This is a genomic window from Blastomonas sp. CCH1-A6, assembly GCF_001556365.1.
Lineage (GTDB): Bacteria > Pseudomonadota > Alphaproteobacteria > Sphingomonadales > Sphingomonadaceae > Blastomonas > Blastomonas ursincola.
Genome location: NZ_LSIS01000324.1, coordinates 1 through 19,180 on the forward strand (window position 1 = coordinate 1; position 19,180 = coordinate 19,180).

17 protein-coding genes are annotated in these 19,180 nt (G+C 65.5%); 8 read left to right on the forward strand and 9 right to left on the reverse strand.

The annotated features are described in order from the left end of the window. The 4 genes from AX735_RS15670 to AX735_RS15685 all read right to left on the reverse strand — a co-directional run. Nucleotides 1-880 (reverse strand): hypothetical protein (locus AX735_RS15670; protein ID WP_066282245.1); only part of this gene is annotated, 880 nt, incomplete at its 3' end. A 25-nt stretch (nt 881-905) separates the two neighbouring features. Continuing rightward, nucleotides 906-1,538, reverse strand: a complete 633-nt coding sequence (locus tag AX735_RS15675; protein WP_066282248.1) for a glutathione S-transferase — start codon at nt 1,536-1,538, stop codon at nt 906-908. A gap of 11 nt (nt 1,539-1,549) precedes the next feature. Further along, complete coding sequence (locus tag AX735_RS15680; protein WP_066282250.1) at nt 1,550-2,383, reverse strand: ATP-binding protein; 834 nt, start codon at nt 2,381-2,383, stop codon at nt 1,550-1,552. Nucleotides 2,384-2,555: 172 nt separating this feature from the next. Continuing rightward, nucleotides 2,556-4,292, reverse strand: coding sequence for an acyl-CoA dehydrogenase (locus tag AX735_RS15685; RefSeq protein ID WP_066282251.1), 1,737 nt, complete (start codon nt 4,290-4,292; stop codon nt 2,556-2,558). Nucleotides 4,293-4,341: 49 nt separating this feature from the next. Here AX735_RS15685 and AX735_RS15690 point away from each other — a divergent pair, with 49 nt between their 5' ends. After that, the gene (locus AX735_RS15690) at nt 4,342-5,307 is read left to right on the forward strand and encodes an L-threonylcarbamoyladenylate synthase (RefSeq protein WP_066282303.1); all 966 of its coding nucleotides are present in this window, start codon (nt 4,342-4,344) and stop codon (nt 5,305-5,307) included. A 106-nt stretch (nt 5,308-5,413) separates the two neighbouring features. Here the strand turns inward: AX735_RS15690 and AX735_RS15695 are convergent, their stop codons facing one another. Together AX735_RS15695 and lgt are read right to left on the reverse strand one after the other, a co-directional pair. Further along, entirely contained in the window at nt 5,414-6,496 is a 1,083-nt protein-coding gene (locus AX735_RS15695) for a class I SAM-dependent methyltransferase (RefSeq protein ID WP_066282254.1), read from the reverse strand. 4 nt (nt 6,497-6,500) lie between these two features. Beyond that, the gene (gene lgt, locus AX735_RS15700) at nt 6,501-7,391 is read right to left on the reverse strand and encodes a prolipoprotein diacylglyceryl transferase (protein ID WP_231750142.1); all 891 of its coding nucleotides are present in this window, start codon (nt 7,389-7,391) and stop codon (nt 6,501-6,503) included. A gap of 67 nt (nt 7,392-7,458) precedes the next feature. Here lgt and AX735_RS15705 point away from each other — a divergent pair, with 67 nt between their 5' ends. Together AX735_RS15705 and AX735_RS15710 are read left to right on the forward strand one after the other, a co-directional pair. Then, nucleotides 7,459-9,177: a class I adenylate-forming enzyme family protein gene (locus tag AX735_RS15705; RefSeq protein WP_066282255.1), complete on the forward strand. Its 1,719-nt coding sequence runs from the start codon at nt 7,459-7,461 to the stop codon at nt 9,175-9,177. 31 nt (nt 9,178-9,208) lie between these two features. Beyond that, nucleotides 9,209-11,950, forward strand: coding sequence for a [protein-PII] uridylyltransferase (locus AX735_RS15710; RefSeq protein WP_066282258.1), 2,742 nt, complete (start codon nt 9,209-9,211; stop codon nt 11,948-11,950). A gap of 11 nt (nt 11,951-11,961) precedes the next feature. Here AX735_RS15710 and AX735_RS15715 read toward each other — a convergent pair whose 3' ends face one another. Beyond that, nucleotides 11,962-12,231, reverse strand: a complete 270-nt coding sequence (locus AX735_RS15715) for a hypothetical protein (protein ID WP_060980312.1) — start codon at nt 12,229-12,231, stop codon at nt 11,962-11,964. Between the two features lie 84 nt (nt 12,232-12,315). Further along, nucleotides 12,316-13,626 (reverse strand): adenylate/guanylate cyclase domain-containing protein, encoded by a 1,311-nt coding sequence (locus AX735_RS15720; RefSeq protein WP_066282259.1) that lies wholly within the window; start codon nt 13,624-13,626, stop codon nt 12,316-12,318. A gap of 113 nt (nt 13,627-13,739) precedes the next feature. Between AX735_RS15720 and AX735_RS15725 the strand changes: the two genes are divergently transcribed. From AX735_RS15725 to AX735_RS15745, 5 genes are all read left to right on the forward strand, one after another. Further along, the gene (locus tag AX735_RS15725) at nt 13,740-14,912 is read left to right on the forward strand and encodes an acyl-CoA dehydrogenase family protein (RefSeq protein ID WP_066282261.1); all 1,173 of its coding nucleotides are present in this window, start codon (nt 13,740-13,742) and stop codon (nt 14,910-14,912) included. 109 nt (nt 14,913-15,021) lie between these two features. Continuing rightward, entirely contained in the window at nt 15,022-16,035 is a 1,014-nt protein-coding gene (locus AX735_RS15730) for a hypothetical protein (RefSeq protein WP_066282263.1), read from the forward strand. A gap of 101 nt (nt 16,036-16,136) precedes the next feature. Next, complete coding sequence (locus tag AX735_RS15735) at nt 16,137-17,378, forward strand: hypothetical protein (protein ID WP_066282269.1); 1,242 nt, start codon at nt 16,137-16,139, stop codon at nt 17,376-17,378. 74 nt (nt 17,379-17,452) lie between these two features. Further along, nucleotides 17,453-18,094, forward strand: a complete 642-nt coding sequence (locus AX735_RS15740; RefSeq protein ID WP_066282272.1) for a glutathione S-transferase family protein — start codon at nt 17,453-17,455, stop codon at nt 18,092-18,094. Then, nucleotides 18,091-18,510 carry a GFA family protein gene (locus AX735_RS15745; RefSeq protein WP_066282274.1) on the forward strand — a complete coding sequence of 140 codons (420 nt, stop codon included), beginning with the start codon at nt 18,091-18,093 and terminating at the stop codon, nt 18,508-18,510. The genes AX735_RS15740 and AX735_RS15745 overlap by 4 nt, the downstream gene beginning before the upstream one ends. Nucleotides 18,511-18,555: 45 nt before the next feature. On the opposite strand, the gene AX735_RS15750 is transcribed toward AX735_RS15745, so the two are convergent. Continuing rightward, a complete protein-coding gene (locus tag AX735_RS15750; RefSeq protein ID WP_231750143.1) occupies nt 18,556-19,173 on the reverse strand; it encodes an ankyrin repeat domain-containing protein in 618 nt (205 codons plus the stop codon). Nucleotides 19,174-19,180 lie beyond the last annotated feature (7 nt).

The window sequence follows — 19,180 nt, forward strand, 5'->3', positions numbered from 1 at the left end:
CGGTGCCGTCATGGCGGTGCGCGCCGACAAAATGCATGAAGCGGCAATCGGCATCCCAGGGCTCGGCCCAGTAATTGCCGTACTGGCGATAGGGCAGCAGTACGGGATCCGGATCGTTCGCGACCACGAAGCTGGAGGTCACCTGCTCGCTGCCCCATTCGGCCATCGCCGCGTGGCCCAGCAGCCGCGCCATCTCGTCATGGAAGAAGCGCGCGGTCTCGCGCCCGTTGCCGCCGCGCGCGAAGCCGGCAAAGCCTGCGCAGCCACGGATGTATCCATGGCGCTCGGCGCCCTGGATGCTGGCAAGCGCGCGTTCCATCCGCGACTGGATGTGCCGTGCCTCGCCCGGATTGTCGGGCGCGGGCGGGACATAGTCGGTACAGGTCTTGACGCCGATGTCCCATTCGGGACCGCCAAGCAGGGTAAAGCTGCGATTGGCGGCAATGGCATCCGCCACGACATCGGGACGCCCCAGGGTCACCGTGTCGCTGTCGAGCTGGATGACATAATCGTCGCCGCGCCGGTCGAGGATCGACAGGAACCGCTCCCAGGCACCGCCCGCTGGGAAGCCATTATGGTCGACATCGGCGATGTCGATGATCTCGGGATTGCCGCAATGCCAGGCGAGCACCGCGCGGTCTTCGGTGGTGAGCGTGCCATCGGACAGGATGACGATGCGCCCCCGCCGCAGCTGCCCCCAGAAGGACTTGACCGCCACCAGATAGGGCAGCAGCACCGCCGTCCCCATCATCGAGAAGATGACAAGCCCGTCATTGGCTGGACGGATCGGCGCGGTTTCCAGCACCGGGCGACAAGCCCGATCGTGACGCCAGTTGTCCAGGCGCGTTTGCAGGCGATAGGGCAGAAAGCGGGTCAGCATGGCGGCAGGGCCTAGCACAGGCCGGTTAACCGGTGGCAAACACGGTAGGCGCATCGCCCGGCTGCCACGGGGGAAGCCGCAGCATTACGGATGCGAACAGGTCCGAACCGATCAGTCCTGCCAGCCAGCCGTGCACCTGCGGCAGCGGCTGCGCATCGAACCAGGCCTGGTCGGTCGCGGCGAACTGGCGGATGAACGGGAAGAGCGCGATGTCGGCGAGCGTCCGGGTCGATCCGCACAGGAACGCGCTGGCGGCAAGACGCCGTTCGAGCGATTCCAGATGCTCCAGCCCCGCCGTGCGATGCTCGATCGGGTTGCTGCCATGGCGACCCGGATATTTGTAGCGGTCAAGATGGTGCTTGAACGGGCCGTCGAAGCGCTCGATCAGTTCCGCGTCGTCGCCCTGCAGCCAGCCCTCGGGATCGTGCCGCACCAGCGCCCAGCGCATGATGTCGAGGCTCTGATCGATCACGCGGCCATCGGGAAGCACCAGCACCGGCACCGTGCCCTTGGGCGAGGCGTCGAGCATCGCCTGCGGCTTGGCGCGCAGCAGGATCTCGCGCAGTTCGACCGTCTGGCCGCTGACCAGCAGCGCCATGCGCGCGCGCATCGCGAACGGGCAGCGTCGGAAGCTGTAGAGGATCGGCAGCGCACTCATGACGCCGCAGCTCAATCGAGTGAGCGGCCTGCGCGGCCCGCCAGTTCGGTGACATAATGCCAGGCGATCCGCCCCGATCGCGCACCTCGCTGCCGCGCCCAGAGCAGCGCGTCCTCGGGATCGAAATCGAGCCCATAGGCTTCTGCATAGCCGGCGATGATCGCTAGATAGGCATTCTGGTCGCAGGCGGGAAAGCCGAGGCTCAGCCCGAACCGGTCAGCCAGCGCCAGCCGATCGTCGACCGCGTCGCGCGGATTGATCGGATCGTCCTGTTCGGCCATGTGCCGCTCGACGATCGCGCGGCGGTTCGAGGTGACCGCGAGCCGGACATTGGCTGGACGCGCCATCGCCCCGCCTTCGAGCAGCGACCGCAGCGAACGCGCAGCGCTGGCCGCGTCGGGGCCGTCAAAGCCGATATCGTCGATGAACACCAGGAAACGGCGATCCACCGCGCCCAGTGCGGCGAACAAGGCGGGCAGCCCGGTCAGCGCATCGGGCTCGCCCCCGGTCTGGACGAGTGCGAGCGGCGCGCCAGCACCTTGCGCATCGGCGACCGCTGCCTTGACCAAAGCCGACTTGCCCATGCCACGCGATCCCCAGAGCAGCACGTCATGCGCCGCCTGGCCGGCGGCATGGCGATGGACATTTTCCACGAAGCTCGCCTTTTGCGCATCGATTCCGCGCAAGCGCTCAAGCGGGACGGCCTTCAGCTCAAGCACGGCCTCGGCCCCGCGCGCGCTCCACACATAGGCCGGGTGCGCGGTCCAGTCCGCGACCTGCACCGGCGGCGGCGCGAGGCGCTCAAGCGCGGCCGCGATGCGGGCTATAAGCTCAGTTTCATCCATGACCGGGTACCCCTACCCGTTTGTCCCGAGCCCTTCAACGCCGCCTCTCGGCGTCGCTCAGGATAAACATGAGCCCTTGGCTCATGTCGAGGGACGTACTCGGTACCGTTCGGGCATATGTCCCTCGACACGCTCGGGACAAACGGCCGTGGAGGTTGCGCTCACCAACCGCTCAAGCCGCCAGCGCCTCGGCGTCGAGCGCGTAGAGCAGGTCCGCGCCCGCCATCGCCGCCGCCTTGAGGCCGCTCGCCTCGGGCACCATGCGCTCGAGATAGAAGCGCGTGGTCACCAGCTTGGCTTTCAGGAACTCGGCATTCCCCTCGCCCGCATCGAGCATCGCCTGTGCGGCGCGTTGCTGCTTGAGCATCAGCCAGCCTGCGGTCATCACTGCCATCATCGTGCAGTAGGGATAGCTGCCCGCCAGCCGGTCATCGACATTCGCACCGACCATGTATTCGGTCACTTCTGCGACATCGCCGGCGAGCGAGGCCAGCGCAGGGTGGTTGCCTGCATCGACCTGGACCTCGGCGATCAGGCCGCGCACGACATCGCCGCCAGCCATGCCGAGCTTGCGCCCGACCAGGTCGGCCGCCTGGATGCCGTTGGTGCCCTCGTAGATCTGCGCGATGCGGATATCGCGATAATATTGCGCCGCGCCGGTCTCCTCGACATAGCCCATGCCGCCGTGGATCTGCACGCCGAGCGAGGCGATCTCGCTGCCCAGATCGGTGCCATAGGTCTTGGCGAGCGGGGTCAAGAGGTCGACCATCTCGCGCGCGCCGGGCACGCCCAGATTCGCGCGATCGACTTGGCCCGAGGCGTAATAGAGCAGCGCGCGGATCGCCTCGGTCCCCGCCTTCATGCGCAGCAGCATGCGGCGCACGTCGGGATGCTCGATGATCGCCACCGGATCGCGGCCTGCGCCTGCGCGCGCCGACTGGACGCGTTCGCGCGCGAACCATAGCGCCTTTTGCGTCGCGCCCTCGGCAATCTGGACGCCCTGCAGCCCGACATTGAGCCGCGCATTGTTCATCATCGTGAACATCGCGCGCATCCCGCCGAATTCGGGGCCGATCAGCTCGCCGATGCTCTCGCCTTCCTCGCCGAACTGCAGCACGCAGGTGGGCGAGGCGTTGATGCCCATCTTATGCTCGATCGAAACCGTCTTGATGCCGTTCGCCTCGCCCGGATTGCCATCGGCATCGAGCCGGTATTTGGGCACCAGGAACAGCGAGATGCCCTTGGTCCCGGCGGGCGCGTCGGGGGTGCGCGCAAGCACCAGATGGATGATGTTGTCGGCCATGTCATGGTCGCCGAACGAGATGTAGATTTTCTGCCCGCGGATCGCATAGGTACCATCGCCGCGCGGGGTCGCGGTCGCGCGCAGCGCGCCGACATCGCTGCCCGCCTGCGGTTCGGTGAGGTTCATCGTGCCGGTCCACTCGCCGGTCGACAGCTTGGGAAGGTAAAGCGCCTTTTGGCTGTCGCTGCCATGATGGTGCAGCGCCTCGATCGCGCCGACGGTGAGGATCGGGCAGAGCGCGAAGGCCATGTTGGCTGCACCCAGCGAATCGAGCGCGACGGTGGCGAGAGAAAACGGCAGGCCCTGGCCGCCATGATCGGCAGGCGCGCTCAAGGCACTCCAGCCCGCCTCGACATAATGCTGGTAGGCCTCCCGGTAGCCTTCGGGCATCTTCACCGATCCGTCGATCAGCCGCGCACCGACCGTGTCGCCGATCCGGTAGAGCGGCGCGAATTCCCCAGCGGCAAATTCGCCCACACCCTCGACGATCGCCTCGACCAGATCGGGCGTCGCCTCGGCAAAGCGCTCATGGCCTGCGAGTTCTTCGATGCCGGTGATCGTCTTCAAGACGAACAGCTGTTCGGTGGTCGGTGCGGTGAAGGTCATGGTCTATTCCCTGCTGTCCCTTGCGTTCGAGCGCTGTATAGGCAGCAACATGCCAGCTTCCAAGCCTTCTGACCCGAGGATTGCGCCCGCCGACGCCGCCGGGATCGCGCGCGCGGCGGCGATGCTGCGCGAGGGCAGGCCCGTCGCACTGCCAACCGAAACGGTCTATGGCCTGGCCGCCGATGCCGCGCGCGCGGATGCCGTAGCGGCGATCTATCGCACCAAGGGCCGGCCTGATTTCAACCCGCTGATCGTGCATGTGCCCGACCTGAAAGGCGCACGGGCGATTGCGATTTTTGGTGCGCGCGCAGAAAAACTGGCTGCCGCCTTCTGGCCGGGTCCGCTGACGCTGGTTCTGCCACTGCGGGAAGGGGCGGGAATCGCCCCGGCGGTCACCGCCGGGCTATCGACCATCGCGCTGCGCTGCCCGGCGCACCCGGTGATGCGCGCGGTGCTGGCGGCGAGCGGGCTGAGGCTCGCCGCGCCGTCGGCCAACCGCTCGGGCGCGATCAGCCCGACCAGAGCCGAGCATGTCGCGGCAAGCCTTGGTGAGGGGCTGGACCTCATCGTCGATGGCGGCGCGGCCCGGGCGGGGCTCGAATCGACCATAGTTGCGCTGCGCAACTTGGGCGACGAACCGGCGGGCTGGCAGCTGCTGCGCCCCGGCCCGATCGATCCGGAGGCGATCGCCGCGCTGCTCGGCGAACCGCCGATCCCGCTTGCCGACCAGCGCATCGAGGCCCCCGGCCAGCTTGCCAGCCATTATGCGCCGGGCAAGCCGCTCAGGCTGGGCGCTGTGGCGGCGGATGCGGATGAGTGGCTGATCGGGTTCGGCAATGTGGTGGGCGATGACACGCTCTCGGCGTCAGGCGATCTCGCCGAGGCAGCGGCGAACCTCTACGCTGCGCTCCACCGCGCCGATGCCAGCGACCACGCGCGAATCGCCATCGCGCCGGTCCCGATGGGCGGCATGGGCGACGCGATCAACGACCGGCTGAAACGCGCAGCGGCCTAGGCCAATTGCCATCTGCACCCGTCACCCCTGCGCACGCGGGGGTCCTGCCACTGGGGCGCCGTGCTGAAAAAGCGGGATTCACGCCTTCGCGGGAATGACGATAAAGTCAGGATGCTCCCCCAAACCCCGCACCCACCGGCCAGCCTGGGCCGCGATAGGCGATGACCTTGAACAGTGTCCCCATCTGTTCAGGCGAGACCAGCCGGTCGAGCGCGGTCATGATCTCGTTCGCCTTGGCAGGCTGCCCCTTGGCGAGCACCGCCGCGCGCTGCGCGATGCCCAGCGCCATCAGCCAGTCGCCCTGCCCCAACGGACCATGGCAATCGACATCGCCCGCCAGAGCGATGCGCTTCAGCTGCGGGAAATCGACCAGGGCGGTAAGATCGGCCAGCCCCGGATCGACGAACGGATCGACCTTCCGGTGCGCGCGCACCGCCTGCAACGTGCTTCCCGTCCGGGGCTCGGCATAGCCGTAATCGATGAACAGTGCCGCGCCGCCCTGCGCCTTCAATCGCGCGGCGATCTCGTACGCCATGCTGGCTGCCGCCGGGCTGCTCTCCAGGATCGTGCCTTCAGGGCTGTCGGCGAGCTCCGCCGGGACCGCAGAATCCATGGGCCTCGCGCCTGCGACCGGCAGGAAGCGCTCGCCATTGTGCACCACCACCCGCTCGCGCCAGCCATTTTCGGTGCGCACGATCTGCCGCACCGGCAATGCGTCGAGAAATTCGTTGGCGACGATCAGCAGCGGCCCCTCGCGCGGGACGCTGTCGAGCCCGTCATGCCATGTCGCGCCGGGGACGCTCAGCTTCTGCGCCATGCGCAGCGCGGTGCTGCCCTCGATCAGATGCACCTTCGGACGAAAGCCGAACTGCTCCATCGCGCGCAGTGCATCGGCGGCGAGCGTGCCCCTGCCGGGTCCGAATTCGACATAATGGCACAGCGCCGGCTTGCCCGCCTGCTGCCATTGATCGGCCAGCCACAGACCGATCATCTCGCCGAACATCTGGCTGATCTCGGGCGCGGTGATGAAATCGCCGGTGGTGCCGAGCGGATCGGCCCGGTTGTAGTAATGCGCATTGGCCTCGGCCATGTAATGCGCCACGCTGATCGGGCCGGTCGCGCCGATCAGCCGCTTGAAGACGGCCTCGAGCCCCTGCGGCGCTGCCCCCTCCCCTTCGGTCTCGTCCATGGGTTCAGGCAGTGGCGGGCAGCGGCTTGGCCGTGCGTCCGCGCGAGGAGACCATCAGATATAGGCCGATCAGGATCATCGGCACGGTCAGCCACTGGCCCATGCTCATCCCCGTCTGTTCGGCAAATTCGATGAGGTGTGCATCGGGATTGCGGAAATATTCGACGATGAACCGCGCGGCGCCATAGCCCGCCAGGAACAGGCCGCCCAGAAAGCCGGGACGGTGGCGCACATCGGTCTTCCAGAACAGCACCATCAGCACGAGGCCCAGCACCAGCCCTTCGAGCCCCGCTTCGTACAGCTGGCTGGGATGGCGCGGCAGGCCGTCGGGATCGGTCGGGAAGATGACCGCCCAGGACACGTCGGTCGGGCGGCCCCAGAGCTCTGCATTGACGAAATTGGCGAGCCGTCCGAAGAGCAGGCCGAGCGGCACGACGCAGCTGACATAATCGCCGACGCGCAGATAGCTTAAGCGGTTGCGCCAGGTCAGGTAGGCGATCGCGAGCAGCACGCCGATCAGACCGCCATGAAAGGACATGCCGCCCTCCCAGACCTTGAACACCTCGAGCGGGGTCGCGTAGAGATCGGGGCGATAGAAGGTGACATAGCCCAGCCTGCCGCCCAGGATGATGCCGAGCGTGCAATAGAGCATCAGGTCGTCGGCATGGCGCTGCGCCATCGGCGCGCCGGGCTGTTTGAGCATCTTGCCCATGTACCAATAGCCGATCAGGATGCCGAACAGATAGGCCAGGCTGTACCATTTCAGCTGGAACGACCCGATCTGCAGCGCGACCGGCGACAGGCCCAGCTCCTCGAACCGGATCGCGGACTTGGCGACGGCGGCGCTCGCGCTGGCGACAATGTTGGCGGCTAGCGCCGAAATGGGCAGGATCAAGGCTTTTCCCCAAGGGTTTTCCCCTTCATAAGGGCAGGCAAGCACAAGCGAAAGAGGAGAGATTTTGATGGCGACCGAGCTGGACCAGATGATGGATGAAGCCATCCAGGCGCTGACCGGCGAAGGAGGGATGCTCCCGCTGACGACATTCGAGAAATACGGCCAGAAACTGCCCATGATCGCGTCGGCCCCGCCTGCGCTGTCGCATTTCTTTGCCTATTTCTGCATGCAGCATGCCGATGCCGAGTTTCTGGTCGATGGCGAGACGCGCCTGACCTTCGGCCAGAGCTATGCCGCCGCGCGCCATGTCGCCGCTGCGCTGGTCGCGGGCCATGGCATCAAGAAGGGCGACCGGGTGGGCATTGCCGCGCGCAACTCGGCCAACTGGATCATCGCCTATATGGGCATATTGATGGCGGGCGGCGTCGCGACGCTCCTGAACGGCTGGTGGCAGGGCCCCGAACTGTGCGCCGGGATCACCGATGTCGATTGCACGCTGGTGCTTGCCGATGATCGCTGCGCAAAGCGGATCGCCGAATGCGGGGCTACCGGCAATGCCCGCGTGGTCGTGATCAGCCATGACGGTCCGCCCGAAAAGGGGCTGGCATCGGTGCTCGAAGCCGGCGGCGATGCCGCCACCGAACTGCCCGAACTGACCGGCGACGATCTTGCCACCATATTGTTCACCTCGGGTTCGACCGGCCAGTCCAAGGGGGCCTATTCCGACCATCGCGGCGTGGTCCAGGGCGTGTTCAGCTATGTCGCGCAGACGCTGATGGCCTTGAACATCGTCACCCGCCAGGGCAAGCCGCCCGAAGGCCAGCCTGCCACCCTGCTCAACGTGCCGCTCTTCCATGTCACCGCCGAGGTGCCGGTGCTGCTGCAGAGCTTCGTCATCGGCCGCAAGCTCGTCCTGATGCCCAAATGGGATGCCGAAGAGGCGATGCGGCTGATCGAGAAGGAGAAGATCAGCTATTTCGTCGGCGTTCCGCTGATGAGCTACGAGATCGCGCAGCACCCCAATCGCGACAAGTACGACCTCAAGACCTGCGTCACCTTTGCCGCGGGCGGCGCGCCGCGTCCGGTCGAGCATGTCAAGCGCATCAAGGAGACGATGGACTGGGCCTTCCCGATCCTGGGCTATGGCCTCACCGAGACCAACGGCGTGGGCTGCGGCAATTTCAACGAGAATTACATGGCCAAGCCCGACAGCACCGGCCAGGCTTCGCGCCCGCTGGTGGACCTTGCGATCCTCGACGATAATGGCCACCCGCTGCCCCAGGGCCAGGTGGGCGAGGTCGCGATCCGCTCGGTCGCCAATTTCCTCGGTTACTGGAACAACGAGGCGGCAACGAAGGCCGCGATCATGCCCGATGGCTATTTCCGCACCGGCGACCTCGGCTATCTCGACGCCGACGGCTATCTGTTCATCGTCGACCGCAAGAAGGACATCATCATCCGCGGCGGCGAGAATATCAGCTGTGTCGAGGTGGAATCGGCGATCTACGCGCATCCCGACATTGCCGAGGCGAGCGTGTTCGGCATTCCCGACGAGCGCTTTGGCGAGATCGTCGGCGCGGTCTATGTGGTGCGCGAAGGCGCCAGCCTGAACGACGAGCAGCTCACCGAGTTCCTTGCGGGCCAGCTTGCCGCATTCAAGGTGCCCGCGCGCCTGTGGCAGAGCGCCGAGGCGCTGCCGCGTCTGGGCACCGCCAAGATCGACAAGGTCAGCTTGCGCAAATCCTATCAGGCCGCCGCCAAGGCCGAAGCGGGAGCCGCCACCTGACCTTAACCTTGCGCCTGTATCGCTGCTTGCCATGAACCCCGTTGCCAACCAGCGCGCGATTATCGATCGCCGTGCGCTCGATGCGCGCATCTCCGAGTTCGCCGCCGAACTCGGCGACAAGGCGCGCATGCCCGTCGTCACGATCCTGCGCGAGGCGCTGGCGGCGGGGCGCGCGGAGATCGCCGCGCGGCTGCATGCCAATCCGGCGGCGGGGCACGATTGCGCGGCGGCGCAGTCGTTCCTGATCGACCAGATCGTGCGGCTGATCCACGACTATGTCGTGCGCTTCCAGTACCCGGTCGCCAATCACAGCGCGGGCGAGCATTTCTGCATCGCGGCGGTGGGCGGCTATGGCCGGGGCGAGATGGCCCCGCACAGCGATGTCGACATCGCCTTCCTCACCCCGCTGCGCAAGAACAGCTGGACCGAGCAGGCGATCGAGGCGATGCTCTACATGATGTGGGATCTCGGCCTCAAGGTCGGGCATTCCAGCCGCTCGATCGACGAGATGGTCCGCCAGGCGCGCAGCGACCTCACCATCCGCACCGCATTGCTCGAAGGGCGCTATGTCTGGGGCGATCAGGACATCTATCGCGAGGCCTCGGTGCGCTTCTGGAAGGATGTCGTTACCGGCACCGCGCGCGACTTCGTGGCGCAGAAGCTCGAGGAGCGCGACCAGCGGCACAAGCGCATGGGCGACAGCCGCTATGTCGTCGAACCCAATGTCAAGGACGGCAAGGGGGGCCTGCGCGACCTGCACACGCTCTACTGGATCGGCAAGTATATCCACCAGGTGCGCTCGGCCGCCGAACTGGTCGATGCCGGCCTGTTGACCATGACCGAATATCGCGGGTTTCGTCGCTCGGCCAATTTCCTCTGGGCGGTGCGCTGCCATCTGCACGACATTACCGGGCGCGCCGAAGACCGGCTCACCTTCGACCTGCAGCGCGAGGTGGCGACGCGGATGCGCTTTGCCGACCGCCCGGGCAAGTCGGCGGTCGAGCGGTTCATGCAGTATTTCTTCCTCAACGCCAAACGCGTCGGCGACCTGACCGGCGTGTTCCTGGCGCAGCTCGACGACCAGTTCGCCGCGCGCGACCGGCGCTTCATCCCCTCGATCCTGCGGCGGCGTCCGCGCAAGCTTTCCGGCTTCATTCTCGATCGCGGGCGGCTGGCTTTGCCCCGGCCCGATTTCTTCCGCGAGGACCCGGTGCGGCTGATCGAGATCTTCCAGCTTGCCGACCGGCACAAGGTCGAGATCCACCCCAGCGCGATGCGCCAGGCAAGCATGGATGCGCATCTGATCGACCGGCATGTCCGCGCCGATCCGCGTGCCAATTCGCTGTTCATGGACGTGCTGTGCAGCCCGCGCGATCCCGAGCTGGTGCTGCGCTGGATGAACGAGGCGACCGTGTTCGGCCGTTTCGTGCCCGATTTCGGCCGCGTCGTCGCGCAGATGCAGTTCGACATGTACCACCATTATACGGTGGACGAGCATTCGATCCGCGCGATCGGGCTGCTGGCGAAGATCGAGTCGGGCGAGCTCAAGCAGGACCATCCGCTCGCCTATGACGTGATGCAGAAGCTGATCAGCCGCCGCGTGCTGTTCGTCGCCACGCTGCTCCACGATATTGCCAAGGGGCGGCGCGGCGACCACAGCGTGCTGGGTGCCGAGGTCGCGATGAAGCTGTGCCCGCGGCTCGGCATGACCGAGGCGGAGACCGAGCAGGTCGCCTGGCTGGTGCGCTATCACCTGCTGATGTCGGCCACCGCGTTCAAGCGCGACCTGACCGATTACAAGACCATCGCCGATTTCGCCGCCATGGTGCAGAGCCCCGAGCGGCTCAAGCTGTTATTGGTGCTGACCGTGGTCGATATCCGCGCGGTGGGACCGGGCATCTGGAACAGCTGGAAGCGCCAGCTGCTCGGCACCCTGTTCGAATCGACCGAGGAGGTGCTGCGGCTGGGCCACAAGCAGCATGGCCGGCGCGAACGCGTCATCGCCAAGCAGGATGCAGCGCGCGCCGCGCTCGGCATCGACGAGGGCCGTTTCGTCCAGCTGGCGCGCAAGCTCGACGATGCATACTGGATCGCCGAGCCCGAGGACATCATCGCGCAGAACCTGCAGCTGATCGATGCGCATGACAGCGAACCGCTGACCGTGGCGGCCGAATTCTATCCCGCGCGCGGCGCCACGCTGGTGACGGTAAGCGCGGCGGACCATCCCGGGCTTTTCTACCGTATCGCGGGCGGCATCCATCTTGCCGGCGGCAACATCATCGACGCGCGCATCCACACAAGGCGCGACGGCATGGCGCTCGACAATTTCCTGGTGCAGGACCCGCTGGGCCGTCCGTTCATGGAGGAAAGCCAGATCGCGCGACTCAAGACCGCGATCGCCGATGCGCTGGCCAACCGCGTCGCGCTGACCCCGCGGCTGATTGCCCGGCCCGTCGCCCGGCCACGCGCCGAGGCCTTCAGCATCGCCCCCAATGTGCTGGTCGACAACAAGGCGTCAAACCGTTTCACCGTGGTCGAGGTCAACGCGCTCGACCGGCCGGCGCTGCTCAACCGCCTCGCCTTTGCGCTGTTCGACCTGAAATGCATCGTCCATTCGGCGCATGTCGCGACCTATGGCGAACGCGCGGTCGACACCTTCTATGTCACCGATCTGCTGGGCGACAAGATCGACAGCAAGTCGCGGCTGAAGACGCTGGAAAAGCGGCTGCTGGCTGCCGCCTCGCCCGACAGCGAGCAGGCGGTCGCGGCGTAAGGCGCAGGGCTTCAGATCTTGCCGGTGAGGATCGCCCAGCCGGCAAGGCCGTTCATGCCAGTATAGACGATATAGGCAGGCAGCGCGATCGTGTAGCCCAGTGCCGCGAAGCTGAGCGCCGACAGCAGGATCAGATATTCGAGCATGTAGCTGCCATAGCCGCGCATGAAGCCCTGGAACAGCGCGCGCATCTGCACGGCCATGGGGTGCGCCGATTCCATCGTCGCGCGGTGGAGCGCAAAGTTGATGATGCCGCAAAAGACGATGAGAATGGTTGCCATGGCGTTAAACTAACGCCAATCGCACCCGCCATGAAAGCCCTGAATTGCGGCTGGACGATTTCGGGACGCCCCGCCTGCGAAGCGTTAAATCGCGAGGCGGATGATCTCGCCGCCGGGTTGTTCCCTGGCCAGCCGGAAGACGGGCACTTCGCCGACACCCTTGAGCGTGATCTTTTCGGGCAGCTCGAAATGGCGGTCGCCGCGCCCGCGCAGCCAGGTGGTCTCGGACACCGAAATGCCATCGGGATGCGCGGTGCCCTCGATCCGGGCGGCGATGTTCATCGTCTCGCCCCAATAGTCATAGGCCATGCGCGTCTCGCCGATCACCCCGCCGACGACCGGGCCGGTATGGATGCCGACGCGGATGTGCAGGTCGATGCCGGTCGCGGCGCGCAGTGCGGGAAGCCCGGCGATGACCGCCTCACCGAAGCGGATCGCGGCATCGGCGCTGTTGTGCGCAGGATTGTTGCCGCCGCTGATTGCGAGATACGCGTCGCCGATCGTCTTGACCTTCTCCACCCCGGTTTCGGCGGCGCACTTGTCGGCGAGCAGGAAGAAGGCGTTGAGCAGGTCGACCAGATGCCCTGGTGAAATCCGCCGTGACAGGTCGGAAAAGCCGCAAATGTCGATGAACACCACCGAGACATCGGGATAGGCATCGGCCACCACCTGTCCGGCCTTAAGCCGTTCGGCCACCGCAGGCGGCAGCACGTTGAACAGCAGTTCCTCGGTCTTGGCCTTTTCCGCCGAGAGCGCATCGGACAGCAGGAAGCTCTGCCGGTGCGCCTGGCCGACCGACCAGTTGAGCAGCACCATCACCGCCGCGCTGGTGAGATAGGCCAGCAGCGCGTAGATCGCGGGCACGAGGTGGGTCGCGGTGAGCCCGACGACGGTGAAATAGACCGCCGCATGCGAGGCCAGCCAGGCCGCGAACCAGCGCGTCTGCCCGGCAAAGGCGATCGCGGCAAAGGCCATGACGATCAGGCCATTGATGGCGATCGAGGCATGCAGCTGGACATGTTCGCGCTGCATTTCCTCGTAGAGCAGCGCGTTTTCCGCCATGATGAGGAACGCGACGCCGAGCAGGCTGGCGAAATCGATGATGGGTCTGGTGGCATAGCCGCGCCAGAAGGTCGCCCCGGCAAAGCCCGCCAGGATCGCGAGCGTCGGCAGCAGCAACACCGAGAATTTGAGCTCGTCGGCGCGCGAGAAATAGAGCGGATTGACCAGCGCATAGCCGATCAGCATCGCCGCGAGAAAGCCCGCAAACAGCCGCATGTGGACCACGCGCGCCTGGCGTTCGCCGGTGACGAAGCGCGTTTCGAGCGCGGAATCAAGAAAGCGCCCGGTGCCCGAGCGCGCTATTTCCAGCCTGTTTGCGTCCTGCTGCATCATGGGTCCCTCTGCCCTGGCGGCCCGGCCATCGCCCTTCCGATTAACATCGAGGAATTGACAAAGCTGTAACGGGCCCGGAATTTCGGCTGCAACGACACGAAGGGGAGGATGATTTGACCGATTTCGACAGCTGGCGCGCGCGCTCGCCTTTTTACGACGACAGCCATGAGGCGCTGGCGCAATCGGTCCGCCGCTTCGTCGCGCGCGAGATCGCGCCGCATATCGATCAATGGGAGGCCGATGGCGAGCTGCCGCGCGAGCTGCACCGCAAGGCAGCCGAGGCCGGCATCCTCGGCCTGCGCTACCCCGAACAATATGGCGGGCATTCGGACGGCTTCGATATCTTCCATGGCCTCACCCAGACCGAGGAGCTGGCGGCCGTCGGCGCCGGTGGGCTTTCGGCCTCGCTGATGACGCACGGCATCGGCCTGCCGCCGGTGCTGGCGCTGGGCAGCGAGGCGCTGAAGCAGCGCGTCGCGCCGCCGGTGCTCAAGGGCGAGAAAATCATCGCGCTCGGCATTACCGAGCCTTCGGGCGGCTCGGACGTCGCCAATCTCAAGACCCGCGCCGAGCGCGTGGGCGACCATTTTGTCGTCAACGGCTCCAAGATGTTCATCACCTCAGGGATGCGCGCCGACTGGCTGACCTGCGCGGTGCGGACCGGAGGCGCTGGCGCGGGCGGCATATCGCTGCTGCTGATCGAGATGGACGCGCCCGGCGTCACCCGCACCCGGCTCGACAAGATGGGCTGGCGCTGTTCGGACACCGCCGCCATCTATTTCGAGGATGTGAAGGTGCCGGCCGAGAACCTGATCGGGCCGGAAAATGGCGGGTTCATCGGCATCATGCGCAATTTCAACAGCGAACGGCTCGGCATGGCGATGGGCTGCTGCGCCTATGCGCGGGTGTGCCTGAAGGAAGCGGCCGAATGGGCGCAGAGCCGCGAGACCTTCGGCAAGCCGCTGGTCAAGCACCAGTCGATCCGCATCAAGCTGGCCGACATGGCGCGCCGCATCGCCGCGACTCAGGCCTGGGTCGATCAGTGCGCCTGGGCGGTCGAGAACGGCCGCGACCAGCCGGCGGATTTCGCGATGCTCAAGGTGCAGGCGACGCAGATGCTCGAGCATGTCGCGCGCGAGGCCGCGCAGATCCTGGGCGGGGCGAGCTATATCACCGGATCGAAGGTCGAGCGCATCTATCGCGAGGTCCGCGTCAACGCAATCGGCGGCGGATCGGAGGAAATCATGCTCGACCTCGCCGGACGGCAGCTGTTCGGCGGGAAATGATCGGAAATGGAGGGGGTTGGGGATCAACCTGCTCCATAACCGAGCGGCAAGCGCTGGTGAAATTGGCCCGAAATGCGTCCAATAGCATCTCCTTGGGGCAGGTGGCGCTATGGCCGTATTTTCCGATCAGAGTTTGATCGCGCGAACCTATTACGAAACCATGCGCGGACGTTTCGCAGCCTATTATCCACCCGAAACCTCGGGCGAGGTCGAAATGAATCCTGTCCGCATGCAGAAGGCGGAAATGGCCAGGATCATCACCCAGGAATTCGAGGACCTGGATCCCTTGAAAGGGGCAAATCCATCCCTGGGTCAGTTGTTCAAGATCGAGATCGACTTGCTGTCCCTGATCCCGGAAGTCGCCCTTCGAGAGCAGTTCTGGACTATCGAGAACCGTTTCAGGCGGGTGGTCCCCGGCAGCATGGCGGACGCATTCATCGACAGCCTCGAAGATGACCGGCCTGCAAACGCTGGTGGGGAGGTGCTGCTTCAGCGCGCACGCGCTTTGCTCGGCGTGATCCACAGCAATTACGAGGTCAATTTCAACCGTGAACTTCTAATCCGGCGCTTGATGTTCATCGTGTCGGCGCTTGCCTTGGTCCTCATCGCCATCTCCGCTGCGACCGCGACTGCTGTCGTTCCCCGGATTGCCCAGCAAGCCTTGCTGCTGATTACCATCGTCGGGATGGCGGGAGGCATGATCTCCACCATACAGCGGCTGCAGAAGGCAACGTCTCGCGACGCCATGGTGGATGACGGCATCTTCGAACTGATCAGCCTGCGCGTAGGATGGCTCAGCATCATCATGTCTATCGGCATTGGCGGGATCTCGGCGCTGTTCGTCTATGCTCTGATCTCAGCCGGGCTGCTCGACACGCTAATCCCGCAATTGGCCGGTATGCCAACCGACCAGAATGTGCTGCCTCCGGTTTGCGTGCTAGGCAAGAACTGCTCCCATTGGGCGGATCAAACCTATCAGGCACTTGGCCTTTCCACCCGTGCCGACCTGTTCAAGCTCATGGTCTATGCCTTTGTGGCAGGATTTGCAGAGAGATTCGTGCCCGATGCTATCAACAAGCTGGCAAAGAGCGCGTTTCCGCCGACGACATTGCCGATCGGCTGACATCCTATGACCCAGCGCACTGCGCGTAGGACTCCCTGAAACTACAGGATGATGCTATCAGGCGACTCGCCTGCATGTCCTTGTTTTACCGGGAGTCCATCATGCCCTTGCCCGCGCGTCGTTCCGCCGTATTCAGCCTGTCCGCCGCCGCGATCGCGGTCTTGGTCGCCAGTCCCGTCAGCAGCCAGCAGGCAGCCAGCCCCATCGCGCGGTACGACATGGATGTCGGCACCGTCACGGGCCTCGCCGCGATGGGCAGCGGCATGGGTGCAGGGCTTTCGATGATGTTCGGCGGCGGCGGCAACAAGCAGGCGCACGAGCTGATCCTGCGGCTGGGTTCTTCCAGCGCTCCAGCGGGCGGCGCGCCCAAGGCCGATCATTTCATGCCCGCCGTCGCCAAGCTCGGCGCATCGGTCCCGCTGGTCAGCCCCAAGCCGGGAACGCGCACCGATGTGCCCGAACAATTGCCCAAGGACTTCCAGCGCCCCAAGGGCCGTCTGCTGATCTATTGGGGCTGCGGCGCCAAGGCAGGTCCCGGCCAGCCGGTGGTGATCGATTTCGCCAAGCTGACGGCGGGCCAGGTGCCGCCCGACCTGTTCGCAGGCGCGATGCCGGTCGATCGGAGCGTGACAGCGGGCAACAGCCGCACCTATGGCGAATGGCCCAATGCCGAAACGCGCAAGCTGCTGAGCAGTGACAGCTCGCTGCTCGGCGAGCATCGCGTCGCGGGCAATTATTCGCCCGAGATCAAGTTCGCGCTGGCGCAGGATTTCATGCCCGCGATCACCGGCAAGTCCTCGCCGCTGGCAGGGGGCGCGACGCAGATCAGCTGGAACACCGTCGCCAACGCCACCGGCTATTATGCCTGGGTGATGACCGCCAAGGCCAACAGCAAGGGCGAGTTCCAGGACATGGTCTGGTGGTCGTCCTCGGCCTCGCGCCAGTTCGGCGGCGCGTTGTGGGACTGGATCGCGCCTGCGCAGGTGGCAAAGCTGATCCAGCAGCAGGTCGTCATGCCGCCATCGCAGACCAGTTGCACCGTGCCCGCCGAGGTGACCGCAGCGGGCGGTGAGTTCGCGCTCGGCAACCTCTATGCCTATGGGCCGGAAGCGAATTTCGCCTATCCGCCGCGTCCCGCCAACGCGAAGACGCCGTGGAAGCCCGAATGGACGGCACGCGTGCGCTATCGCTCAAACTCGATGTGGCTGCTCAACGGGCCGGACATGGACGCGATGATGCGCGGCGGCGACAGCAGCGAGGCCGAACCGCCGAAGAAAAAGAAAAAGTGCAAGGGTGGCCTTGGCGGCTTGCTCGGCGCGGTGGTCACCGGCGAGGGTTGCTGACCCGACTTGGAGCGCGCTCATGTTCCTGCTATGTTCCATCTGCGACCTCGAGTCGGAACAAAGGGGATGAAGCCATGAGCAAGTTGATATTCTACACCAACCCCATGTCGCGCGGGCAGATCGCTCGCTGGATGCTGGAAGAGTTGGGCGCGCCGTACGAGCAGCGCATCGTGCAATACGGGCCCGAGATGAAGGGGCTGGATTACCGGGCGATCAACCCGATGGGCAAGGTTCCTGCGATCGTCCACGATGGCAAGGTCGTGACCGAATGCGCCGCGATCTGCGCCTATCTGGCCGAAGCTTTTCCCGATGCCGGGCTGGCGCCGCTGGCCGAGGAGCGCGCGGATTATTATCGCTGGATGTTCTTCGGCGCGGGACCACTCGAACAGGCGATCATCAACCATGCAATGAAATGGGAGAGCCCCGAGGACAAGCAGGCGATGCTCGGCTATGGCAGCTACGAGCTTGCCGTCGAGACTCTCGCCGGGTGGCTGGCAGATCGCGACTATGTCTGCGGCGACCGGTTTACCGCAGCCGATGTCTATGTCGGCGCGCAGGTCGATTGGGGCCAGGCGTTCGGGACTCTTCCCCCTCATCCGGTATTCGCCGCCTATGCCGAACGGTTGCGCGCGCGCCCGGCCTATCAGCGGGGCAAGGCGATCGACAACGAACTGATCGCCAAGGCCAAGGCCGAAGCCGAAGGAGCCAGCGCATGACTCGGCAGGAAGGCGGATGCCATTGCGGCGCGGTGCGCTTTGCCGTCGACGCCCCGGGCGAACAGGACGAACCGGCGCGCACCGCGCTGTGCCACTGCACCGATTGCCGCCGCTGTGCCGGAGCACCTGCCGTCGGCTGGACCGCGGTGGCGAGCACGACCTTTCACCTGCTGAAGGGCACGCCTGCCGTCTATCATTCGTCCGAGACTGCCGAGCGCAGCTTCTGTCCGAATTGCGGAACGGGGCTGTTCTACGTCAACGAGGCGGTGCTGCCTGGCCTGGTCGATATTCAGACCGCGACCTTCGACGATCCCGATGCCTTTCCGGCGATGGCGCACATCCAGACAGCCGACCGGATCGGGTGGATGCGGCAGGCGCACGAACTGCCCGAATTCGAGCGGTTTCCGGAGGGGTAACGAAATCCTCCCCCAGCTCGCTGGGGGAGGATTTGGGGCCAAGCCTTACCCCGTCGGGCCGAACACCTTGGGCGCACCGGTGCCTGCCTTGCGGTCCTTGTCGCTGGCGGTAATCGCCTCGAGAATCTGCGGGTTGCGAAAATCGCCATTGGCATAATCGCGCGCCGACTGGCCCGCGATCGTGTCCTGCTTGTCCGGGTTTGCACCGTTCTTGAGCAGCAGCCGGACCATGGCGAGGTCGCGCAGCTGCACCGCGCGGATCAGCGCGGTCTCACCCGAATTGTTGGTGGCATCGACCTGAGCCTTGCGGCCAAGCAGCGTTTCGGCACCGTCCACAAAGCGCAGGTTGGTTGCCAGCATCAGCGGCGTCACCCCGTTCTTGTCGCGCGCATTGGGGTTCGCCCCGCGCTGGAGCAGAAAACCCATCCAGGTAAGGTCGCGTCGCGCGGTGACGATGTGCAGCGCGGTCTCGCCGCTGGTAATGTCCTTGGTGTTGACGATGGTGCTGCCCGGCTCGTTGAGCATCTGCGTCGCCTTGTCGCCATCGCGCTCGCGCACCGCCTTGAGGAAATTGTAGCTGTCCGAAAACTGGGCCTGGGCAGCAACGGGGAAGAGCAGCGCAAAGGCCAGAACTGCCGACCACAGGCGCGAAAAACGGTTCATTCGGGGT

What these genes read in the sequence shown, in the direction of transcription:
- AX735_RS15715 (WP_060980312.1), bottom strand. Translation starts at nt 12,231, where the DNA reads ATGGCAACCATTCTCATCGTCTTTTGCGGCATCATCAACTTTGCGCTC.
- AX735_RS15740 (WP_066282272.1), top strand. Translation starts at nt 17,453, where the DNA reads ATGAGCAAGTTGATATTCTACACCAACCCCATGTCGCGCGGGCAGATC.
- AX735_RS15750 (WP_231750143.1), bottom strand. Translation starts at nt 19,173, where the DNA reads ATGAACCGTTTTTCGCGCCTGTGGTCGGCAGTTCTGGCCTTTGCGCTG.
- AX735_RS15705 (WP_066282255.1), top strand. Translation starts at nt 7,459, where the DNA reads ATGGCGACCGAGCTGGACCAGATGATGGATGAAGCCATCCAGGCGCTG.
- AX735_RS15690 (WP_066282303.1), top strand. Translation starts at nt 4,342, where the DNA reads ATGCCAGCTTCCAAGCCTTCTGACCCGAGGATTGCGCCCGCCGACGCC.
- AX735_RS15735 (WP_066282269.1), top strand. Translation starts at nt 16,137, where the DNA reads ATGCCCTTGCCCGCGCGTCGTTCCGCCGTATTCAGCCTGTCCGCCGCC.
- AX735_RS15710 (WP_066282258.1), top strand. Translation starts at nt 9,209, where the DNA reads ATGAACCCCGTTGCCAACCAGCGCGCGATTATCGATCGCCGTGCGCTC.
- AX735_RS15695 (WP_066282254.1), bottom strand. Translation starts at nt 6,496, where the DNA reads ATGGACGAGACCGAAGGGGAGGGGGCAGCGCCGCAGGGGCTCGAGGCC.
- AX735_RS15745 (WP_066282274.1), top strand. Translation starts at nt 18,091, where the DNA reads ATGACTCGGCAGGAAGGCGGATGCCATTGCGGCGCGGTGCGCTTTGCC.
- AX735_RS15680 (WP_066282250.1), bottom strand. Translation starts at nt 2,383, where the DNA reads ATGGATGAAACTGAGCTTATAGCCCGCATCGCGGCCGCGCTTGAGCGC.
- AX735_RS15685 (WP_066282251.1), bottom strand. Translation starts at nt 4,292, where the DNA reads ATGACCTTCACCGCACCGACCACCGAACAGCTGTTCGTCTTGAAGACG.
- AX735_RS15720 (WP_066282259.1), bottom strand. Translation starts at nt 13,626, where the DNA reads ATGATGCAGCAGGACGCAAACAGGCTGGAAATAGCGCGCTCGGGCACC.
- AX735_RS15675 (WP_066282248.1), bottom strand. Translation starts at nt 1,538, where the DNA reads ATGAGTGCGCTGCCGATCCTCTACAGCTTCCGACGCTGCCCGTTCGCG.
- AX735_RS15730 (WP_066282263.1), top strand. Translation starts at nt 15,022, where the DNA reads ATGGCCGTATTTTCCGATCAGAGTTTGATCGCGCGAACCTATTACGAA.